This is a genomic window from Polaromonas sp. P1_E3 (assembly GCF_056405935.1).
In genome coordinates, this window is the sequence record NZ_JBFUBD010000051.1 from 1 (window position 1) to 17,431 (window position 17,431).

Annotated in this window: 18 protein-coding genes; 12 read left to right on the forward strand and 6 right to left on the reverse strand. The window is 63.4% G+C overall.

Features of this window, described 5'->3' with window-relative positions; translation table 11 throughout:
• The 3 genes from AC1D0Z_RS09145 to AC1D0Z_RS09155 form a co-directional block, all read right to left on the reverse strand.
• Window positions 1-355 (reverse strand): CreA family protein (locus tag AC1D0Z_RS09145; RefSeq protein WP_477657932.1); only part of this gene is annotated, 355 nt, incomplete at its 3' end.
• A 186-nt stretch (window positions 356-541) separates the two neighbouring features.
• Entirely contained in the window at window positions 542-1,642 is a 1,101-nt protein-coding gene (locus tag AC1D0Z_RS09150) for a DNA alkylation repair protein (protein ID WP_477657933.1), read from the reverse strand.
• Between the two features lie 39 nt (window positions 1,643-1,681).
• Window positions 1,682-2,623, reverse strand: a complete 942-nt coding sequence (locus AC1D0Z_RS09155) for a DnaJ C-terminal domain-containing protein (RefSeq protein WP_477657934.1) — start codon at window positions 2,621-2,623, stop codon at window positions 1,682-1,684.
• Between the two features lie 178 nt (window positions 2,624-2,801).
• On the opposite strand from AC1D0Z_RS09155, the gene AC1D0Z_RS09160 reads away from it, so the two are divergent.
• From AC1D0Z_RS09160 to AC1D0Z_RS09175, 4 genes are all read left to right on the forward strand, one after another.
• The gene (locus AC1D0Z_RS09160; protein ID WP_477657935.1) at window positions 2,802-4,247 is read left to right on the forward strand and encodes a coniferyl aldehyde dehydrogenase; all 1,446 of its coding nucleotides are present in this window, start codon (window positions 2,802-2,804) and stop codon (window positions 4,245-4,247) included.
• 213 nt (window positions 4,248-4,460) lie between these two features.
• On the forward strand, window positions 4,461-4,691 hold the full coding sequence (locus AC1D0Z_RS09165; RefSeq protein ID WP_477657936.1) for a hypothetical protein: 231 nt from the start codon (window positions 4,461-4,463) through the stop codon (window positions 4,689-4,691).
• Window positions 4,688-5,062 (forward strand): carboxymuconolactone decarboxylase family protein, encoded by a 375-nt coding sequence (locus AC1D0Z_RS09170; protein WP_477657937.1) that lies wholly within the window; start codon window positions 4,688-4,690, stop codon window positions 5,060-5,062. The genes AC1D0Z_RS09165 and AC1D0Z_RS09170 overlap by 4 nt, the downstream gene beginning before the upstream one ends.
• A 62-nt stretch (window positions 5,063-5,124) precedes the next feature.
• Window positions 5,125-5,871, forward strand: a complete 747-nt coding sequence (locus tag AC1D0Z_RS09175) for a hypothetical protein (protein WP_477657938.1) — start codon at window positions 5,125-5,127, stop codon at window positions 5,869-5,871.
• 33 nt (window positions 5,872-5,904) lie between these two features.
• Here AC1D0Z_RS09175 and AC1D0Z_RS09180 read toward each other — a convergent pair whose 3' ends face one another.
• A complete protein-coding gene (locus AC1D0Z_RS09180) occupies window positions 5,905-6,726 on the reverse strand; it encodes a CAP domain-containing protein (RefSeq protein WP_477657939.1) in 822 nt (273 codons plus the stop codon).
• 298 nt (window positions 6,727-7,024) lie between these two features.
• Here AC1D0Z_RS09180 and AC1D0Z_RS09185 point away from each other — a divergent pair, with 298 nt between their 5' ends.
• The gene (locus tag AC1D0Z_RS09185; RefSeq protein ID WP_477657949.1) at window positions 7,025-7,603 is read left to right on the forward strand and encodes a hypothetical protein; all 579 of its coding nucleotides are present in this window, start codon (window positions 7,025-7,027) and stop codon (window positions 7,601-7,603) included.
• A 75-nt stretch (window positions 7,604-7,678) separates the two neighbouring features.
• Here AC1D0Z_RS09185 and AC1D0Z_RS09190 read toward each other — a convergent pair whose 3' ends face one another.
• Window positions 7,679-8,515, reverse strand: coding sequence for an AraC family transcriptional regulator (locus AC1D0Z_RS09190; RefSeq protein ID WP_477657940.1), 837 nt, complete (start codon window positions 8,513-8,515; stop codon window positions 7,679-7,681).
• 133 nt (window positions 8,516-8,648) lie between these two features.
• Here AC1D0Z_RS09190 and AC1D0Z_RS09195 point away from each other — a divergent pair, with 133 nt between their 5' ends.
• Both AC1D0Z_RS09195 and AC1D0Z_RS09200 read left to right on the forward strand, forming a co-directional pair.
• A complete protein-coding gene (locus tag AC1D0Z_RS09195) occupies window positions 8,649-9,884 on the forward strand; it encodes an MFS transporter (RefSeq protein ID WP_477657941.1) in 1,236 nt (411 codons plus the stop codon).
• A 128-nt stretch (window positions 9,885-10,012) separates the two neighbouring features.
• A complete protein-coding gene (locus tag AC1D0Z_RS09200; RefSeq protein ID WP_477657942.1) occupies window positions 10,013-10,837 on the forward strand; it encodes a MipA/OmpV family protein in 825 nt (274 codons plus the stop codon).
• A 25-nt stretch (window positions 10,838-10,862) separates the two neighbouring features.
• Here the strand turns inward: AC1D0Z_RS09200 and AC1D0Z_RS09205 are convergent, their stop codons facing one another.
• A complete protein-coding gene (locus AC1D0Z_RS09205; RefSeq protein ID WP_477657943.1) occupies window positions 10,863-11,414 on the reverse strand; it encodes a DNA-3-methyladenine glycosylase in 552 nt (183 codons plus the stop codon).
• 207 nt (window positions 11,415-11,621) lie between these two features.
• Between AC1D0Z_RS09205 and AC1D0Z_RS09210 the strand changes: the two genes are divergently transcribed.
• The 5 genes from AC1D0Z_RS09210 to AC1D0Z_RS09230 form a co-directional block, all read left to right on the forward strand.
• Window positions 11,622-12,320: a response regulator transcription factor gene (locus AC1D0Z_RS09210; RefSeq protein WP_477657944.1), complete on the forward strand. Its 699-nt coding sequence runs from the start codon at window positions 11,622-11,624 to the stop codon at window positions 12,318-12,320.
• The gene (locus AC1D0Z_RS09215; RefSeq protein ID WP_477657945.1) at window positions 12,317-13,372 is read left to right on the forward strand and encodes a sensor histidine kinase; all 1,056 of its coding nucleotides are present in this window, start codon (window positions 12,317-12,319) and stop codon (window positions 13,370-13,372) included. Before AC1D0Z_RS09210 ends, AC1D0Z_RS09215 begins: the two co-directional genes overlap by 4 nt.
• The gene (locus AC1D0Z_RS09220) at window positions 13,365-14,408 is read left to right on the forward strand and encodes an ABC transporter ATP-binding protein (protein WP_477657946.1); all 1,044 of its coding nucleotides are present in this window, start codon (window positions 13,365-13,367) and stop codon (window positions 14,406-14,408) included. Before AC1D0Z_RS09215 ends, AC1D0Z_RS09220 begins: the two co-directional genes overlap by 8 nt.
• Window positions 14,409-14,469: 61 nt before the next feature.
• Complete coding sequence (locus AC1D0Z_RS09225; protein ID WP_477657947.1) at window positions 14,470-15,492, forward strand: ABC transporter substrate-binding protein; 1,023 nt, start codon at window positions 14,470-14,472, stop codon at window positions 15,490-15,492.
• A 121-nt stretch (window positions 15,493-15,613) separates the two neighbouring features.
• On the forward strand, window positions 15,614-17,431 hold a 1,818-nt coding region (locus AC1D0Z_RS09230; RefSeq protein WP_477657948.1), incomplete at its 3' end, for an ABC transporter permease.

Sequence of the window (17,431 nt, forward strand, 5' to 3'; positions counted from 1 at the left end):
CCAGTGAAATGCGTTCGCTGAACATTTCTTCCTGCTTCTCGATGGGTTTGCCTGCCGGGAAACTGATCACGCTGGTCTGCCGGCAGGCTATGGAGGCTTCGGCCTTGTCTTCGGCCACGCCGAACGCCCCCTTGATGCCGCCTGTCTTGGCGCGCGACACATAGCAGGTGACGCCGCTGACCTTGGGGTCGTCATAGGCTTCGACCACAATTTTGTGGTCCGGGCCGATGAACTTGAAAACCGTGTCGACCGCGCCGATCTCCTCACCGCCGGCGCCTCCACAGGCGGACAGAAGCAGCACCAGGCTGAGGGCGCAATAGGCGGGGCTGAATCGCTGGAGGGTGAATGGGCGCATGAACATGTCCTTGGTGCTTGTTGCTTGGTATCGGAATCGGAAGGGCGGCGGGAGGGCGTCAGGTAGCTACTGTACAAAGCCTGCTGCCATGCAACTGGAGAGCGAGCTCCCGGCGTGAGAATGCTGTATTTCGGTGCTATACATTTTATAGCTGCTTGCGCTTGTCCTTATTGGGCTGCAGCCATTTCAGGCCTTTATCAGGTCAAAATGCCCGCTCGCAAGGCGCTCCCCGTTGACCATGATGTCCACCGCATGTCGGCCGGCGTGATGAACACGGGTGGTGAAGTCGCGCACGACCTGGCTGCGTGAAAGCTGCACGCTCTGGCCGGCAGCCAGCGTCAGCTCCTTGAGCTTGAACACCTTGGCCGAGCTGTTGCCTGCTTTCTTGACGTAGTGCACCGCATAGTCCACCACCAGCCGCTGGCTTTGGCGCGAGGTGGATTGCAGCGTGAAGGACAGCGCCATCCGCTCGCCCAGGGTGAGCTTCTTCGGGGTGATGGACAAACCGGTGATGCCGACGGCCGGCTTTTTACCGGCGCCGATCACGCCCAGCGCCTGCCTGTCGCCCTGCTTGATCAGTGTGCGCAGCGCGTGCCGGGCAATCCACGCGGTGTGCGGGTTGTCCAGCGGCCAGCCCTTCAGGCGCCCCAGCACCCAGTCAGGGTGCAGCTTGGTGATGTCGTTGAGATGGTTGGCCACMGATTTGCGCACATAGAGACTGCTGTCAGCCTTCAGGGACTCCAGGATGGGCGCTGCAAGCTCAGGGTCGGCCATCAGCGCATCCAGCCGGAAAGACCAGGGCAGGCGAGGGCGGCTGCCTTCGCTGGCCAGGCGCCGCACGTGCTCACTCTCGTCTTTGGCCCAGGCCTTCATCACGGCCAGCGTGCGCGCAGGGTCCTGGCGAATGAACTCGCGGATGGCGAACTCCGATGAGCCGAAGGCGGTGAAAAATTTCAGCGCCTCCATGGACGTGTCGAAGTCATCGCGGCCATACAAGCCCACATAATCCGGCAGCACCAGGGTGACGAAGCCGCTGTTGATGCGCGGGGCCAGCTTGCGCAGGATGGCGATGGCTTTCGGGTAGTCGGCCGGCAATGTGGCGTGCAGGCATTCGCTGGTGCGGCGCAAGCGCTGCATCAGCGAAAGGCCGTCCAGGCCGGGCAGTGCGAGTGCCAGAAACTTTTTGCCGTCAAAACGCGGGTAAACCGCGGTGGTCTCCGCCGCGATGTGGCGATAGCGTGCGCGATCAAAGATGTCTTTAAGGGCGGGGGCGGGGGTGTCAGGCATGGCGACCGATTCTGCCATTGCGCGTCTTTTTCAGTGTCCCTATTCCAGGGAGGCACGCGGATCGAATGTCTTGAATGCTTCGGCCATGTCCTCATAGGCTTTTTTGGCATCCTTGCTTGCGGCGGGCGGCAGCGCCAGCTGCAGCACGAAATGAAAATCCCCCGGTGTTTTACCGGGCAGGCCCCGGCCCTTGAGCCGCAGCTTGCGGCCCGCCGAGGACCCAGCCGGTACCGTGACCCGCACGCGGCCGGTCGGCGTAGGCGCTTCGACTTCCGCGCCCAGCGCGGCTTCCCACGGCGAAACCGGCAGGTCCATGTAGATGTCGCGCCCATCAGCCCGGTACAGGCGGTGCGGCAGGAATTCCACGTCCAGGTACAAATCGCCGGCGCCACCTGTGCCGGCCCCAGGGGCGCCCTGGCCAGCCAGGCGGATGTGCTGGCCGGCGCGTATCCCTTTGGGAATGGTGAATTCGATACTGCGTGGCTGGCCGCGCCTGCCGGGCTCACTGAGCTGCAGCGTTCGCGTGGCGCCCTGGTACGAATCCTCGATGGAGATCTGTATCTTCGCGTGCTGGTCCTCGCCGGCCATGTCGAAGCTGCCACGGGCGCGGCCCATGCCGCTTCCCATGTCGGCGCCCATGCTGCGAAAGATGGCGTCAAAGAAGTCGCTGTGGTCGAAGCTCCCGGTATCACCAAAGAATGGATGGCCGCCGGCTTCCTCGCTCGCTTTCCATCCCGGCGGCGGCCGGAATTCCTGGCCCGCCTGCCAGTTCGCACCCAGCCTGTCATAAGCCGCGCGCTTTTCAGGGTCGCGCAGCACCTCGTAGGCTTCGGAAATTTCCTTGAAGCGCGCCTCGGCGTTCTTTTCCTTGCTGACGTCGGGGTGGTATTTGCGCGCCAGCTTCCGATGGGCTTTTTTGATCTCGTCAGGCGAGGCGTCGCGCGCCACGCCCATGGCCTTGTAATAGTCCTTGTATTCCATGAAAAACCTTCCTCAGGGAGGGTTTGACCGCCGGCCACGGTAGCGAACAAGCGCCGGCCCGGCCGTCAGGTCAGTTGCACCAGGCTTTTAAATGGGGGCTGCGGCCTCAGGGTCAACCCGCAGCGCGGCTGGAGTTGCACCTCTACCGGGCCGCTGTGGCGGTCCCTATCATCCAGCGATGACCTCCAGCTCCCCACCCATTGCTTCTGCCATTGACACTGCCGGCCTGCGCGCCCTGTTTAACGCCCAGCACCAGGCCAGCCGCGCGCAGGCGGAAGTACCGCTGGCCCTGCGCCGGGACCGCCTGCTGCGCATCCGCGCCCTGCTGGACGAGCATGGCAATGCGCTGGCGCAGGCTGTCAACGCGGACTTCGGCGTGCGCTCGGCGCAGCTGACCGAAATCGCCGACATCTTTGTGCTGCGCTCACTGCTGTCCAGCACGCTCCGGCATTTGCCGAAGTGGATGAAACCCGTGAAGGTGCACACGCCGCTGTACCTGCAGCCCGCGCAGGCCTTCCTGCAGCGCCAGCCGCTGGGCGTGGTCGGTGTCGTGTCGCCGTGGAACTACCCGGTTCAGCTGTCGCTCGGGCCGGTCATCACCGCGCTGGCGGCCGGGAACCGCGTCATGCTCAAGCCCAGTGAGCTGACGCCGAAAACTTCCGCCTTGCTCGCCACCCTGATTGAAAAATCCTTCGCACCCGATGAGCTCTGCGTGGTGCAGGGCGACGGCGCGCTCGCGGCTGAATTTGCCGGCCTGCCGTTTGACCACCTGTTTTTCACAGGCTCCACCGCCGTGGGCCGCAAGGTCGCCGAAGCAGCCGCCGCCAACCTCACGCCCACCACGCTGGAACTGGGCGGCAAGTCGCCCTGCATCATCGATGCCTCGTGCGACATCGACAAGGCGGCCATCAAGATTGCGCACGGCAAGCTGCTGAACGCCGGCCAGACCTGCATTGCACCCGACTATGTGTTGCTGCCCAAGGGCACTGAAAGCGCGTTTGGCGAAGCTTTTGCCCGCGCCGTGTCCACGCTGTTCCCCACCATCGCCGGCAACCCGGACTACGCCGCCATCATCAGCCCGCGCCACCATGAACGCCTGCAGGCGCTGCTGGCCCAGGCTGAAGCCGAGGGCGCACGCCTGCAAACCCTCCAGGCCGGTGCATCAGGCGTGGGCGCGGCGTCGCGGCAGATGGCCCCGGTGCTGGCGTTTGATGTACCCGCTGGTTCAAAATTGCTCAGTGAGGAAATCTTCGGCCCCATCCTGCCGGTGATTCCGTACGCATCAATTGATGACGCGATCGGCTATGTCAACGCCCGGCCCAGGCCGCTGGCCCTGTACTGGTTCGGCACCGATACCGGTTCCCGCGACCACGTGCTGGCCAGCACAGTGAGTGGCGGTGTCACGGTAAACGACACGCTGATGCACATCGCCCACGAGAACCTTCCTTTCGGCGGCGTGGGTGAAAGCGGCTGGGGCAGCTACCACGGCGAAACCGGTTTCCTGCGGCTGACGCAGCAAAAGCCGGTGCTGGTGCAGTCAAAGTGGGCGAGGGGCGACCTCTTTTATCCGCCTTATGGAAAACGCTTTGACCAGGTCATGGGCTTGCTCAAGCGCTTGATCTGAGGCTTGACCTGAAGGGCTGGCGTTCTGGTGACGGCGCCGTTCAAATTTCTTTGAGGAAACCTGAATCCTTTTGCTGAATGCGGGCCTCTTTGCCGGTATCAACCACCGACAAGGAGCTCCTGATGTTTTTCCCGCAACGAAATCTTGCCGCGTGTGCGCCGGGCCGCGCCATGAACGGCCGGCCCATGGCGATCGCATCCACCCGGGGTGCCCATGTTCTGTAGTACCTCGATCATCCAGCATGTACTGCGCGGAATAGGCGCGCTGGCCTTGCTCGTATGTGCCGCTCTGGTTTTCCAGGCGCATCCCCTGTGGGCGCTGCTCCCCCTGGCGGGCGCGCTGTTGTTGATGCGCGGCTGCCCCATGTGCTGGCTTGTGGGCCTGTTTGAAACCATCGCGCAGCGCCGCAACCGCAGGGCAGCGGGCAGCAAAGGCCAGCCATGAGCACCAGTTACCAGTCCGCCCAGGACCTGCAACTGGCGCCCGCCTTCGTGCGGCTGGCGCCTGTGGAGGCCCAGGCTTTCCTCGCGTTTGACCATGCGGCCAAGCGCGAAGGCGGCCATCTTGAGCCCCGTGTGCGCGAGCTGATTTCGCTGGCGGTGGCGCTTACCACCCAATGTGGCTATTGCCTGGACGTGCACACCCGCGCGGCCAGGCGACTGGGCGTGACGCGCGAGGAGCTGGCGGAAGTGGTCCTGGTTGCGGCGGCCGTGCGGGCAGGCGCCAGCGTGGGGCACGGCCTGCTCGCCTTGCGCCTCTTTGATCGCGACGGCGACGGCGACGGCGACGGGACGGCGCTTCCTTCGGGTAACTGAAGGTCTGGCCCATTCCTCACCGCGCCTTTAGAATCCCCCAAAAATAACTGGAGGGGTGGGCCATGCCTTTTGTCGGATTGGGACTTCATTTCATTGTGGCGGTGTTCTTTGCCGTCCATGCCTTGCGCAGCGGCCAGCAGATGTACTGGCTGATCATCCTGTTTTCGTTTCCCATGCTGGGCAGCCTCGTTTACTTCCTGGCGGTCTACCTGCCGGACTCGCGGCTGGAGCGTGGCGCGCGCAAGGTCGTGGCCGCAGCCGCAAAAACACTGGACCCGACGCGCGAGCTGCGGGAAGCGCACGCCGCGTTTGACTACACGCCCACCGCGCAGAACCAGATGCGGCTGGCCTCCGCGCTGCTCGAAGCCGGCCAGGCGCTGGAGGCTGCGCAGAGTTACGACGCATGCCTCAAGGGCCCCTTCGCCTCCGACCTGGAAATCCGGCTGGGCGCCTCAAGAGCCTATTTCGCCTGCGAGCGTTATGCCGAGGCGATCACCCACCTTGAATTCATCCGCAAGACCGATCCAGCCTTTCGTGCGGAKCTGGTGTCGCTGCTACTGGCCCAGGCACTGGGCGGCGCCGGCAGGGGTGTGGACGCGAAAGCGGAGTTTGAATCCGCCGTGGACCGTTTCGGAAGTTTTGAAAGCCGCGCCGAATATGCCATCTGGGCTGCGATGAACGGAGACACCGCCACCAGCGCGCGCCTGCAGATAGAGCTGCAGCGGTCCATGGAGCGCTGGAACCGGCATACCCGCGAGTTGAACAAGCCCTTGCTGCGCCGCCTCAACGCGGCGTTTGAAAAACGCTGACAGCGGCTCCGCCCTGGCCCAGGGCGCGGCTGACTAGCGTGGCGCCCCAAACACCTRCACCCAGTAAATGCCGGCGCTGCTTTGGGTGTTGACCGCGAAGGCCGTGCCCATCTCGGTATACGCCGGCGCCATGATATTGGCGCAATGGCCGGGGCTGTTCAGCCAGCCCTGCACGGCAGTGTCGGCCTGCATTTGCCCTGCGGCGATGTTCTCGCCAATGGCCTTCCAGCCGTAGCCTGCGCGTGTGGCGCGGCTGGCCACGTCGCTGCCGTCGCGCCCGGTGTGGCTGAAGTAGCTGTAGCGAGCCATGTCGGCGGCATGCGCGCCGGCAACGGTGAGCAGGAGAGGGCTGAGCTGCAGCGGCCGCGCCGCCGCGAAAGCCTGCGCACCACAGCGGCGTGGCCTGGCGCGCGCTTCGTTGACCAGCGCCAGCACCCGCGTCTGCACATCGCCCGCCTGGGCCGCAGCAGGCGGCGAGAACGGAGCAGCCAGCACCACCCAGGTTTGCGCCCCGCGCTGGTAGAAGCCGGCTTCAGCGAGCTCGGCGTGCATTACCGCGCTGCATGATTTGCCCAGGGTCCTGCGCGCGAGCGCTGCAGGGCCGGTCGCACCGCGCACGGCAATCTGCGCGGCCCGCACCGCGCGGTAATCGACAGCTTTCAGCGCGTCGTCCATCGTGCGGCCACCGGCCATGAGCTGCGCCGCCCGCGACAGCGCGCTGTTTTCACGCAGCAGGGAAACCTTGGCGCCGCGCCCGTCGCAACCGTCCTCCCGTACCCGGTTCAGCTCGCGCAGCAGGGTTGGGTGCGGCCCGGCAGGCGTCTGCGCATGCGCAACACAGGTAGCCGCGAGCATCCCAACGGCCATTGAAGCGGCTGCGTGCGGCCATCTTTTCCTTGCATTCACGGCTGTGCTGAAAAAGTCCATCAGGCATGATACCCAGCCAGCGCAAATGGCGATGAGGCCTACGGCGGGTGCTTGATGCTTCTGTTTGATAGCAGCTAATTTCTTCATGGCGATTGGCAGGATGTCTTTCAACTGCCGAACGCGCCCTAAACTTCCATGCATCTGACATCTGGTCCAGGCTTCCTAAAACTGATTGCCTGCTCAACGCCTGTCGAATACCTGAAACCTGCCGCTTGACTTGTCCCGTATGCGCCTGAGCCTTCCTTCCCTGAAAATCCGCCTGCTCGCGATGCTGGTGTTTGTTCCTGTGTTTGCGTGGTTTGCTGTCAGGCCCGTGCGGGTGATCGCGCCGGAGCTGTCCGGTGTTTCATGCCTCAGCGCCGCCGTGTGCGTCGACGACAAGGCACGATTTGAGGAAGCCGTCCGCCTGCATGCAGAAGGCCTGGCCTTCGTTTCTGCCAAGGTAAATGCGATCCATGGCGTGCCGAAGATGATTTTTTGCGCAACGCAGGCGTGTTCTGACGCTTTCGGCCTGGGTCGGCGTTCTGCCGTCACGCTGGGTACTCTCGGTACGGTGGTGGGGCCGCGCGCCTGGAAGCCGTTTTACGTTCGGCATGAGCTGATCCACTATTTGCAGGCCGAGCGTCTCGGCACGCTCTATCTGCTGCTCAAACCCCAATGGTTTGTCGAGGGCATGGCTTACGCGCTGAGCGAGGATCCGCGGTCGCCGCTGGGTGAACCTTTCGAAAGCCACCGGCGGAAGTTCCTCCTGTGGCTTCCCTCCATCGGCCCGCGAACCCTCTGGCAGGCGGCCGGGGATTTATAGGTTGCGAGCGAGTCCACTATCGGCTAGTTGAAGATGCTACTGTTTTGATAGCTGCTTGCGCTTATCCCCATTGCCTTACAGTCTGTCTTTACTTTGAAAATGGCTGGGTGGCTGGCCCATGGCGGCCTTGAACATCGCAGTGAAGGCGCTGTCGCTGGCATAGCCGCTGGCGGCCGCGACGGCGCTGACCGATTGTCCGCGCGTGAGCAGGGGCAGGGCGTGGGCCAGGATGGCCTGCTGGCGCCATTGCTGGTAGCTCAGGCCCAGTTCGTCGCGAAAAAGCCGGGCCACCGTGCGCTCGCTGGCACCGGTGCCTGCAGCCCATTCGGCCAGCGTGGCCCGCTCTGACGGCGCGCGCAGCACGGCTTCACAAAGGGCGCGCAGCCGCTTGTCCCCGGTGTGCGGATGCGGCATGGGCACGCCGAGTGCCTGGGTGTCGGCGCCTGCGAGCTCGTCCAGCACCAGGCTGGAAAGAAGTTGTTCACGGGCAGCCGGTAGCGGCTGCTCCGCGTCGAGCGCGTGGATGGACTCGCGCAGCAACGGCGACACCACCAATACGCGGCAACCGGTCCAGCCCTTCGGGGTCGCGCTTGCGTCAAGGTATAGCGTTCGGAATTCGGCAGCCTCCAGCACGGTCACATGATGTTGCGCGCCAGGGGCGATCCACACCGCGCGGGAGGGCGGCACGATGTAGGTAATTTCACCGCCCGCATGGCCCGACTGCTCAGCAGTGACCTGCAGCACCCCCGTGGAGCAGTAGGCCAGCTGCGCCCAGTCATGAGAATGGGGTTTGAAATGCGTATCAGCTTCCAGTGTCCGCGCCCGCACACGCACCGGCCGATGGCGAGTGGGAGTGAAGTTGTCGGTGTCGCCCACCGGCACGAAATGGAGCGGGGCTTTACGTTGCGGCATGGTGGGAGGTTCTGTTCACCTGAATCTGGATGTGATCGTGGGGCGAAGGCCATCAAAGCGGTTTGTCCGAAATTCGATGAAACATGGCTTTATGTCGCATTTCAGAAGGCCTGGCCAATACTACGATAGCGCCATGAATACTTCAAGTACGACCCTGAACGCGCCCGCCGCAGTCCCTTTTCGCACCGACGCCAGCGTGATCGGCCTGGTGGGCCTGGCGCACATGATCAGCCATTTCAGCCAGCTGCTGCTGGCGCCGCTGTTCCCCTGGCTCAAGGAAGAGTTCAGCGCCAGCTATGCGGAGCTGGGGTTTCTGATGACCGTCTTTTTTGTGGTGTCGTGCGCGGTGCAGGCGCTCTCCGGTTTTGTCGTCGACCGCTTCGGCCCGCGGCCCGTCCTGTTCGCCGGGCTGAGCCTGCTGGGCGTGGCGGCCTTTGGTTATTCCATCAGCACCAGTTACTGGATGCTGGCAGGCTTTGCCGTGATCGCCGGTGTCGGCAATGGTGTGTTCCATCCGGTGGACTACACGCTGCTGAACCGCAAGGTCAGCGCGCCGCGCCTGGGCCATGCCTACAGCGTGCACGGCATCACCGGCAGCCTGGGCTGGGCGCTCGCCCCCGCAGTGGTGGTGACGCTGACGTTTGCCTATTCGTGGCGCGTGGCATTGGCCGCAGCGGGTGTGCTGGCTTTTGCCGTGCTCGCGGTGCTGGTGATCAACCGCGACAAGCTCACCCTCACGATGGCGGTGCCAGTCAAGGGGGCGCCCGCGGCCGACAGCAGCCTGGGCTTTCTGAAGATACCGGCCGTCTGGATGTGTTTTTCCTTCTTTTTCTGGTATGCCATCGTTCTCAGCGTGGTGCAGGCTTTTGCACCGGAAGCGGCGCGCCACCTGCACAACGTGCCGCTCGCGCTGGTGGCCATCTGCCTGACGGTTTATATGGTGTGCAGCGCAGGCGGCATGGTGTTCGGCGGTTTTCTCGCATCGGATCCCGCACGCTGCGAGCGCATTGTGGGCATCGGGTTTGGTGCGGCGGCTGCCGTGGCGGTGCTGCTGGCCGCAGGCAGCTACCCTGCGTGGGTTGTGCCTGTGCTGTTCGGCGTCATGGGCTTCGCCACCGGCATCGCCGGGCCGTCGCGTGACCTGCTGGTCAAGCGCTCAACCCCGGAGAACGCCTCGGGCCGGGTTTACGGCGTGGTGTATGCGGGCCTGGACATTGGCCAGGCCGTGTCGCCGCTGATCTTTGGCGCGATGATGGACCACGGCTATTACCGCGGCGTGCTGCTGGGCCTGGCGCTGATGCAGGCGGTGCTGATCGCCAGCGCCTTCAATGTGCGCCGGGTGCGCCGCACGGGGCTGGTCACGGCCTGAGTATTGCAGGCTTGATGTTGCGGGTTTGAAGGTGTCGCGGCCCCGCGACGCATCCGCATGACTGAGGCGGAGTTTTTCCTTCCCGGTCCTATACTGGATCGCATCAATTTCCGGAAAGAAAGCATGCGATGAAACGTCTCACCCGGGCTTCGTCTTTCTCTTCACGTTTCTCTTCCGTGTTCCACGGATTCCGGGCTTTGCCATTTGCCGCGGTTTTCATGGCGCTGGCTACGGCGGGATGGACGGGCCGGGCGCAGGCACAACCCGCCCCGCTCAAATACCAGCTGACAGGCGACATCGGCGGCGCGGTATATGGCACACAAAGCGTGATCCGCAGCAAAAGCAATGACACCGCCTTGCTGCCCTATGCCTATGCCGACTATGGCCGCTTCTTTGCGCGCGTCGACACGCTGGGCATCAAAACTGCAAGCATGGGCTATGGGTACCTGGAATTTTCCGGCCGCATCAGCCAGGACGGATGGCGTGCCGATACGGCCGCGCTGTCGGGGCTGAAGGACCGCAAGAGGCCCATCCCCCTGGGCATCGGGACTTTCCAGGAAACGCCTTACGGCGGCTTCTTCGTGAACGCTTTTGTAGACGCCAACAAGTCGCACGGCGCGCTGCTGGAAGCCACCTATGCCGCGGAGTTCAAGATTGGCAGCTGGTCGTTTTATCCGCAGGCGGGGCTCGAACATGCCAGCGCCAAATACAACAACTACCTCTACGGCGTGACACCGGCCGAGTCGGCTGCCAGCGGCTTTGCGGCCTACAACGCCGGTGCCTCCACAACGCCCACACTGGGTCTGGGGGTTGATGTGCCGCTGGGTGATCCCTGGGTGCTGACAATGCAGCTGCGCCGCAAGTGGCTGGGGTCTTCGGTCCACAACAGTCCCTTCGTCAGCCGACGGACGCAGGACACCGGGTTTATCGCCGTGTCTTACCGCTTCCGCTAGAGCAGGTTGGCCTGAGGCGTGCCGGTTAACGGAAAGGCCGGCTCAAAAAACGCGAACCCTCCAGCCCGAAGCGCCAGGGCTGGTCCATGGCCTTTGAAATACCAATGCGTGGTCCGCTGACGATGGGCAGGCGCTTGGGCGCCGGCAGCAGTTGAAAAGGTGGCAGGTCGATGCTCAGGCCGTTGTGCTCCCGCGTGATTCCGAGCGCCTGGCCTACGCGCCCGGGCCCGGCGCATAGCAGGCGCACATCGTCCAGCCCGCGCCGCTGGCGCATCCGGTCCAGCCCGGCAATCGGTTCGATGGCGCGTATCAGCACCCCTGCGCCGTGGCCTTCCTCGCGGCAGACAATGTTCAGGCACCAGTGGATGCCGTAAGAGCGGTAGACATAGGTATGGGCGGGCGGGCCGAACATGGCGGCATTGCGCGGCGTCGGGCCGGAAAAACTGTGCGAGGCCGGATCCTCGCGGTCGTACGCCTCCGTCTCAACGATGCGCCCACCCACACCGCCAACCAGCAGGGTGGCGCCTATCAGCCGGCGGGCAACCTCGGGTGATGGAGCCAGAAAATCAGGGGTCATGCGGGGCAGGGTTCGGGAACAGGTGGCGGCTTATTTTCCCACCGTATCGCAAGAGCAAGCGGCGCGGCGGAACATGCCCTTCAAAGCCATGGCGCAAGCTGCCCGGGAGGTTGACGCACGGCATTGTTGGCGCTTTAACCCAAGCTTTCACCGAGCTTTCACCAGGTGTCGGCGTTTCCTCGGTGGTTTAGCCGTCCGTCCTCCCGCATGATTCGTTTCATGAACATCCTGCTGGTTGAAGACGACCTGAACCTGGTGGACGCACTGAGCCGCATGCTGGTTGCCCGCGGGTTCCATGTCGTTTGCTGTGCCGACGGGAAAGAGGCACTCGTGATGGCAAGGCACCGCCCGTTCGACGCGGCGCTGCTGGACCTGAGCCTGCCCGGCATGGATGGCCTGGATTTGCTGCAGCGCCTGAGGGACGAAGGTTCACGGCTTCCCGTGCTGGTCATGACGGCGCGTACTGCGGTCGAGGATCGGGTGCTTGGATTGAACTCGGGCGCCGATGACTACCTCATCAAGCCTTTTGATGTGGAAGAACTGGTGGCCCGCCTGAAGGCGCTGGTGCGCCGCAGCCTGGGCGTGGAAGATTTCCGCTGCGGCGCCTTGCGCCTGGACCTGGACAACGGACAGGTATTTCGCGGCGCACTGCCGCTTGAAATGTCGGGGCGCGAACTGGCCCTTCTCAAGGCGCTGATGATGCATCCCGGCAAGGCCGTGGCCAAGGATGACCTGCTCCATACCGTTTTTGGCGACGAAGGCCCGGCCGGTGCGGATGCCATTGAGGTGCTGGTGCACCGGTTACGCAAACGCATCCTCGGGTCCGGAGCCAGCCTTGTCACCCTGCGGGGGGTTGGCTACTACCTGATGGATGACGCCCTGGCGGAAAGGCAGGACCAGCTGTGAAAACAGCAGGTCTTTTGCGGGGAAAACCGTGGACGCTCTGGCGGCCATGGCGGGCAGGGCGCTCCATCCGGCTGTTCGTCTGGTTCTGGTCGCTGGCGCTGTTGCTGGTCTGGTGCCTGCTGGACTGGATGGGCGCGGCGTATCCCCAAACACTCTTTGGGTTGTCTGCAGAACTTTGGTGGCTGTTCAAGGTATTGGCGTTTGCCGCCGCCCTGTGGTGGGTTTTGCACCAGGCCTTCAAACCCGTTGTGGTGTTGGGGCAAGAGCTCGACAGCCGCCGCACGCAAGACCTGCAGCCGGTCACGGATCAACAGCCCCTCGAGCTGCAGCAATTGGCCAAGGCGGTCAACTGGCTGATGCAGCAGCAGCAGGAATCGCTGGATCAGCAGAAGAAGTTTCTGGCGGATGCCTCCCACCAGTTGCGTACCCCCTTTGCGGTTCTGCGCACCCAGCTGCAGGGCGCCATGTCCGGGCAACTGGATGTTCGGGAAACACTGCCCAGGATGCTCAATACTGTGGACCGCTCCAGCGAGCTGGTCCGCCAGCTGCTGTCTGTGGCCAAGATGGAGCAACTGGTGCGCAGGGCCAATTGGGTTGAGGTGGACCTGGCGACAACCGCACGCGATGTGGTCATGGAATTTGCGCCCCTGCTGGCCCGCAAGAAGCTTGACTTTTCGATGCAGGCCATTCCGGTGCGCCTGCTCACCGATCCCTGGTTGCTGGGGGAACTGATCCGTAACCTGATGTCCAACGCCATCCAGCACACGCCCAAGGGCGGCGCGCTGGGGCTGGTGATTCGGGCATTGCCCAGCGAAACCGAGCTGCTGATCTGGGACAACGGTGGCGGCATGGATGAAGCGGTCCAGGCCCGCCTGTTTCAGCCTTTCCAGTCGTCGTCCGGGGCCTCGGGCGTCGGCCTGGGACTCTCGATTTGCCGACAGATCGCGCTGTCGATGAACGCCGGAGTCGACCTGTTCAACCGTGTGCAGGACAACCGTGTAGTGGGGGTGGATGCCGTCGTACGGTGGCCCCAGGAGACACCCCATGCGTAGCGCCGTCCAGTTCCAGTCCATCAGCAAGACCTTTCCCAATGGGGTCCGTGCCCTGTGCAATATCCATCTGCGCATTCCGTCCAGGCAGCTGACGACCTTGCTGGGGCCCTCCGGTTGCGGCAAGACAACCCTGTTGCGGATGGTGGCCGGACTGGCGCGGCCTACCTCCGGCCGGATCCTGCTCGACGGGGTGGATGTGACTGACGTGGGTGTGGATCAACGCCCCATCAGCATGGTGTTCCAGAGCTATGCGTTGTTTCCGCATCTCAATGTGCTGGACAACGTGCGTTACGGGCTGCGCATGCTGGGACTGCGTCCGCGCGAGCGTGACGAGCGCGCGCGGGCTGCGCTGGGCATGGTGGGGCTGCAGACCAGCGCAGGGAGCAACACGGCCGTTCTGTCCGGCGGCCAGCAACAGCGTGTGGCCCTGGCCCGGGCACTTGCGTTGCAGCCCAAGGTGCTGATGCTGGATGAACCGCTGTCCAACCTGGACGCGGGACTGCGGCGCCAGATCCGGGAAGACATACGCGCCCTTCAGCAAAACCTGGGGCTGACCGTGCTGTATGTGACGCATGACCACAGCGAAGCCATGGCGGTCAGCGACACCGTGGTCGTGATGCATGAAGGACAGGTCATGCAGGTGGGCACACCGCAGGAGGTCTATGAAACGCCGCACAGCGAATTCGTTGCGGCCTTCATGGGAGATGCCGTGATGTTTGATGCCCAGGCTGATGCGTCCGGTGCGATTGAGCTTGGCCCCCTGCGCATCGCGCCGGGGCTGACGCGGCGGCAGGGAAAAGTCCGCCTCGTGGTGCGGCCGCATGCCTGGCAGCTGGCGCCCGCCAGCGGAGAAGGACTGCCCGGAAAAGTTCTCTCATACGCCTACATGGGGCGCCACACCGAATACCACGTGCTGACCGCGCTGGGGACCTTGATGGTCCTGGTGCAAAGCGAGACACAGGCTCGTCAGGTGGGCTCACCGGTCAGTGTGCATCTGGGCGCGCAAGGGGTGAGTGTGGTGATGCCCTTTGACTGAACACATCAACACATTGAACGTATTCAATCGGGCCTCACCGCCCATCCTTCAGGAGACTAACGTGAGAAAAACAGCACTTTTTGCAGCCCCCTTGCTGCTGGCCCTCGGACTGCCGGCTTTTGCCCAGGAAGGAGAAGTCAATATCATCTGCGCCGCCCAGGCAGACTGGTGCAACCTGATGCAGACGACCTTTGGCAAGACCAGCGGCATCAAGGTCAACATGACGCTGAAAGGATCGGGTGAAGCGCTGGCGCAGATCACCGCCGAGCGCGCCAACCCCAAGACCGACCTCTGGTTTGGCGGCACAGGCGATCCGCATATGCTCGCCGCGGAACAGAACCTGACGCTGGAATACAAGTCTCCGTCATTGCCCCAATTGCATGCCTGGGCGCAAAAACAGGCAGAACAGTCGGGCTTCAAGACCGTCGGCGTGTACTCCGGGCCACTGGGCTTCGGCTACAACACCGAACTTCTGGCCAAAAGAAAACTCCAGGCTCCCAAAGTCTGGGCGGACCTGCTCAAGCCCGAATACAAAGGCGAAATCCTGGTCGCCGACCCGCGTGCCAGCGGAACGGCCTACACCATGATCGCCACGCTGGTACAGATGATGGGCGAGGAAAAAGCGTTCGAGTACCTCTCGGCGCTGCATAAAAACGTGAGCACTTATCCACGCTCGGGGGTGGGTCCCATCAAGGCGGTCGCCCGTGGCGAGGCGTCGGTTTCCATCAGTTTTGTGCATGATGTCACCGGTGAAAAAGCGCAGGGCTTTCCGGTGGATGCCGTCACGCCCGCTGATGGCACCGGTGTCGAGGTGGGTTCCATGTCCATCATCAAGGGCGCGCGCAATCTGGCGAATGCCAGGAAATTTTACGAATGGGCCCTCACGCCAGGCGCGCAGCAATTTGGCGCCGCGGTCAAGCAGTTCCAGTTGCCCTCCAACAAGGCAACCCCCATGGACCCCCGTATTCCCGATTTCAAAAAAATCAAGCTGATTGATTACGACTATGCCAAATACGGACAAGCCGCGGTTCGCCGGCAACTGATCCTCAACTGGGAACGCAAGGTCTTCAACCAGCCTAAGTAGGTCTGCTACCGCGTCCTGCAGCGCCTTGCGGCGCTGTGCCGCTTCGAACGCCTTCAACGCAAAGAGCTGCGCTCAGCTCGACGCCTTGCCAATCACTTTGCCAGCCAATTTGCCAATCCTTATGCCAGTCCAATTCACTGAACGAACCCAGCGGGCGATTTACACCTGGGTGCTCATCGGCCTCGCCGCCTATCTGGCGCTGCCGTGGTATTACCTCCAGAGCGGCTCGTTGCTTCTGGCCTTGCCCGGGCTTTTTACCGGGCCCGTCACGGCCAATGGCCTGGCGCAGGCTTCCATACATGGCCGGGGCTGGCTCTGGACGGGCATAGCGGGCCTGCTGGTGGCGGGGTGTGGCGCCTTGATGCCACCCAGCAGACGCCAGGGCGCTGTGCTTGTGGCAGGCGCTGTGGCCGGCCTGCTGGGTCTTGGCGTGAGCGGCTTCACGATTGGAGCCACGGGGTGGTCGTATGAATGGCTCAATACTGCTCTGGGCACGCTCCCGCAGGGACAGTTTGGCATCGGCTGGGGCGGCTTTGTGGTCCTGGTCTGTCTTGTCATGTTGCTGGGGTCGGGTATCGCGCGCCTGGGCTATTTCCGTGGCGACGTGTTTGTGGCCGCCGCGGTGGTGGGATGCGCGGCGTTGCTGTGCCTGTTTGTCGTGTTTCCGGTCGCCAAGTCTTTGTCCGCTGCCTTCTATGCCGAAGACGGAGGCATTTCCTTGGGGGCTGTGTGGGAGCGTATTGGCACAGCGCGTGTATGGGGCGTCGGCTGCCTGGGCGGCGGTACCAATTGCGGCGTGGCCTGGAACACCCTGTACCTGGCGCTACTGACCGCGGCCGGCACGACCGTGCTGGGCACCATGATCGCGCTCATCGCCGAGCGCAGCGCCGGCAAGCGGCTGCAAAAGCCGTTGAATGCCCTGGCCATGCTTCCCATCATTACGCCGCCGTTTGTCGTGGGCCTTGGTTTGATCCTCCTGTTTGGCCGGGCCGGCATTGTCAACCAGCTGATGGAGTGGTCTTTCGGCGTTGCGCCCACGCGCTGGTTCTACGGGGTATTTGGCGTGTGGCTGGCGCAGCTGTTTGCGTTCACACCCATTGCCTTCATGATCATGCGCGGTGTGGTGCAAGGCATCAGCCCATCCCTGGAGGAGGCTGCGCAGACCCTGCGTGCCAGCCGGATGAAAACCTTCCTGACCGTCACACTGCCGCTTCTGGCGCCTGGCCTGGCCAACGCGTTTCTGGTCGGATTTATCGAAAGCATTTCGGATTTCGGCAATCCCATCATTCTGGGCAGCGGTTATGCGGTCCTTTCAACGGAAATTTTCTTTGCCATTGTGGGCGCTTCACTGGACCAKGGCATGGCTGCGGCCCTGGCCCTGGTATTGACGACGTTTGCATTGACGGTCTTTTTTGTGCAGCGGCGCATCCTCGGTAAAACCAGTTTCACCACTGTCTCCGGCAAGGGCGATGCCGGCGTCCCCATGGCGTTGCCGCCGCTGGTTCGCCGCCTGTGCGCCTGGGTTGCAGGCCCCTGGTTGGCCTTCACGATGGTGGTTTATCTCTTCGCCTTCGCGGGCGGGTTTGTGAAGGTCTGGGGGCGCGACTACACCCCGACCCTGATGCACTTCAGGACTGCGTTCGACATGCAATGGGGAGAGCGTGGTCTCATTTGGGCGGGCACCGCCTGGGCCTCCCTGTTCAACACCATCACGCTTTCGGCCATTGCAGCGCCTGTTTGCGCCAGCATCGGCCTGTTGATCGCGTGGTTGCTCGCGCGGACGGAATTCAGGGGCAAGGCCCTCTTTGAATTCTCTGCCCTGTTGACGTTTGCCATTCCCGGAACGGTGCTCGGGGTCAGCTACATCCTGGCTTTCAATGTGCCTCCGGTGGAACTGACGGGCACCGGCCTGGTCATCGTCCTGTGCTTTGTGTTTCGC

Coding starts and splice junctions, on each gene's coding strand:
- AC1D0Z_RS09200 (WP_477657942.1), top strand. CDS start 10,013: ATGAAACGTCTCACCCGGGCTTCGTCTTTCTCTTCACGTTTCTCTTCC.
- AC1D0Z_RS09155 (WP_477657934.1), bottom strand. CDS start 2,623: ATGGAATACAAGGACTATTACAAGGCCATGGGCGTGGCGCGCGACGCC.
- AC1D0Z_RS09220 (WP_477657946.1), top strand. CDS start 13,365: ATGCGTAGCGCCGTCCAGTTCCAGTCCATCAGCAAGACCTTTCCCAAT.
- AC1D0Z_RS09190 (WP_477657940.1), bottom strand. CDS start 8,515: ATGCCGCAACGTAAAGCCCCGCTCCATTTCGTGCCGGTGGGCGACACC.
- AC1D0Z_RS09205 (WP_477657943.1), bottom strand. CDS start 11,414: ATGACCCCTGATTTTCTGGCTCCATCACCCGAGGTTGCCCGCCGGCTG.
- AC1D0Z_RS09170 (WP_477657937.1), top strand. CDS start 4,688: ATGAGCACCAGTTACCAGTCCGCCCAGGACCTGCAACTGGCGCCCGCC.
- AC1D0Z_RS09185 (WP_477657949.1), top strand. CDS start 7,025: ATGCGCCTGAGCCTTCCTTCCCTGAAAATCCGCCTGCTCGCGATGCTG.
- AC1D0Z_RS09195 (WP_477657941.1), top strand. CDS start 8,649: ATGAATACTTCAAGTACGACCCTGAACGCGCCCGCCGCAGTCCCTTTT.
- AC1D0Z_RS09160 (WP_477657935.1), top strand. CDS start 2,802: ATGACCTCCAGCTCCCCACCCATTGCTTCTGCCATTGACACTGCCGGC.
- AC1D0Z_RS09210 (WP_477657944.1), top strand. CDS start 11,622: ATGATTCGTTTCATGAACATCCTGCTGGTTGAAGACGACCTGAACCTG.
- AC1D0Z_RS09165 (WP_477657936.1), top strand. CDS start 4,461: ATGTTCTGTAGTACCTCGATCATCCAGCATGTACTGCGCGGAATAGGC.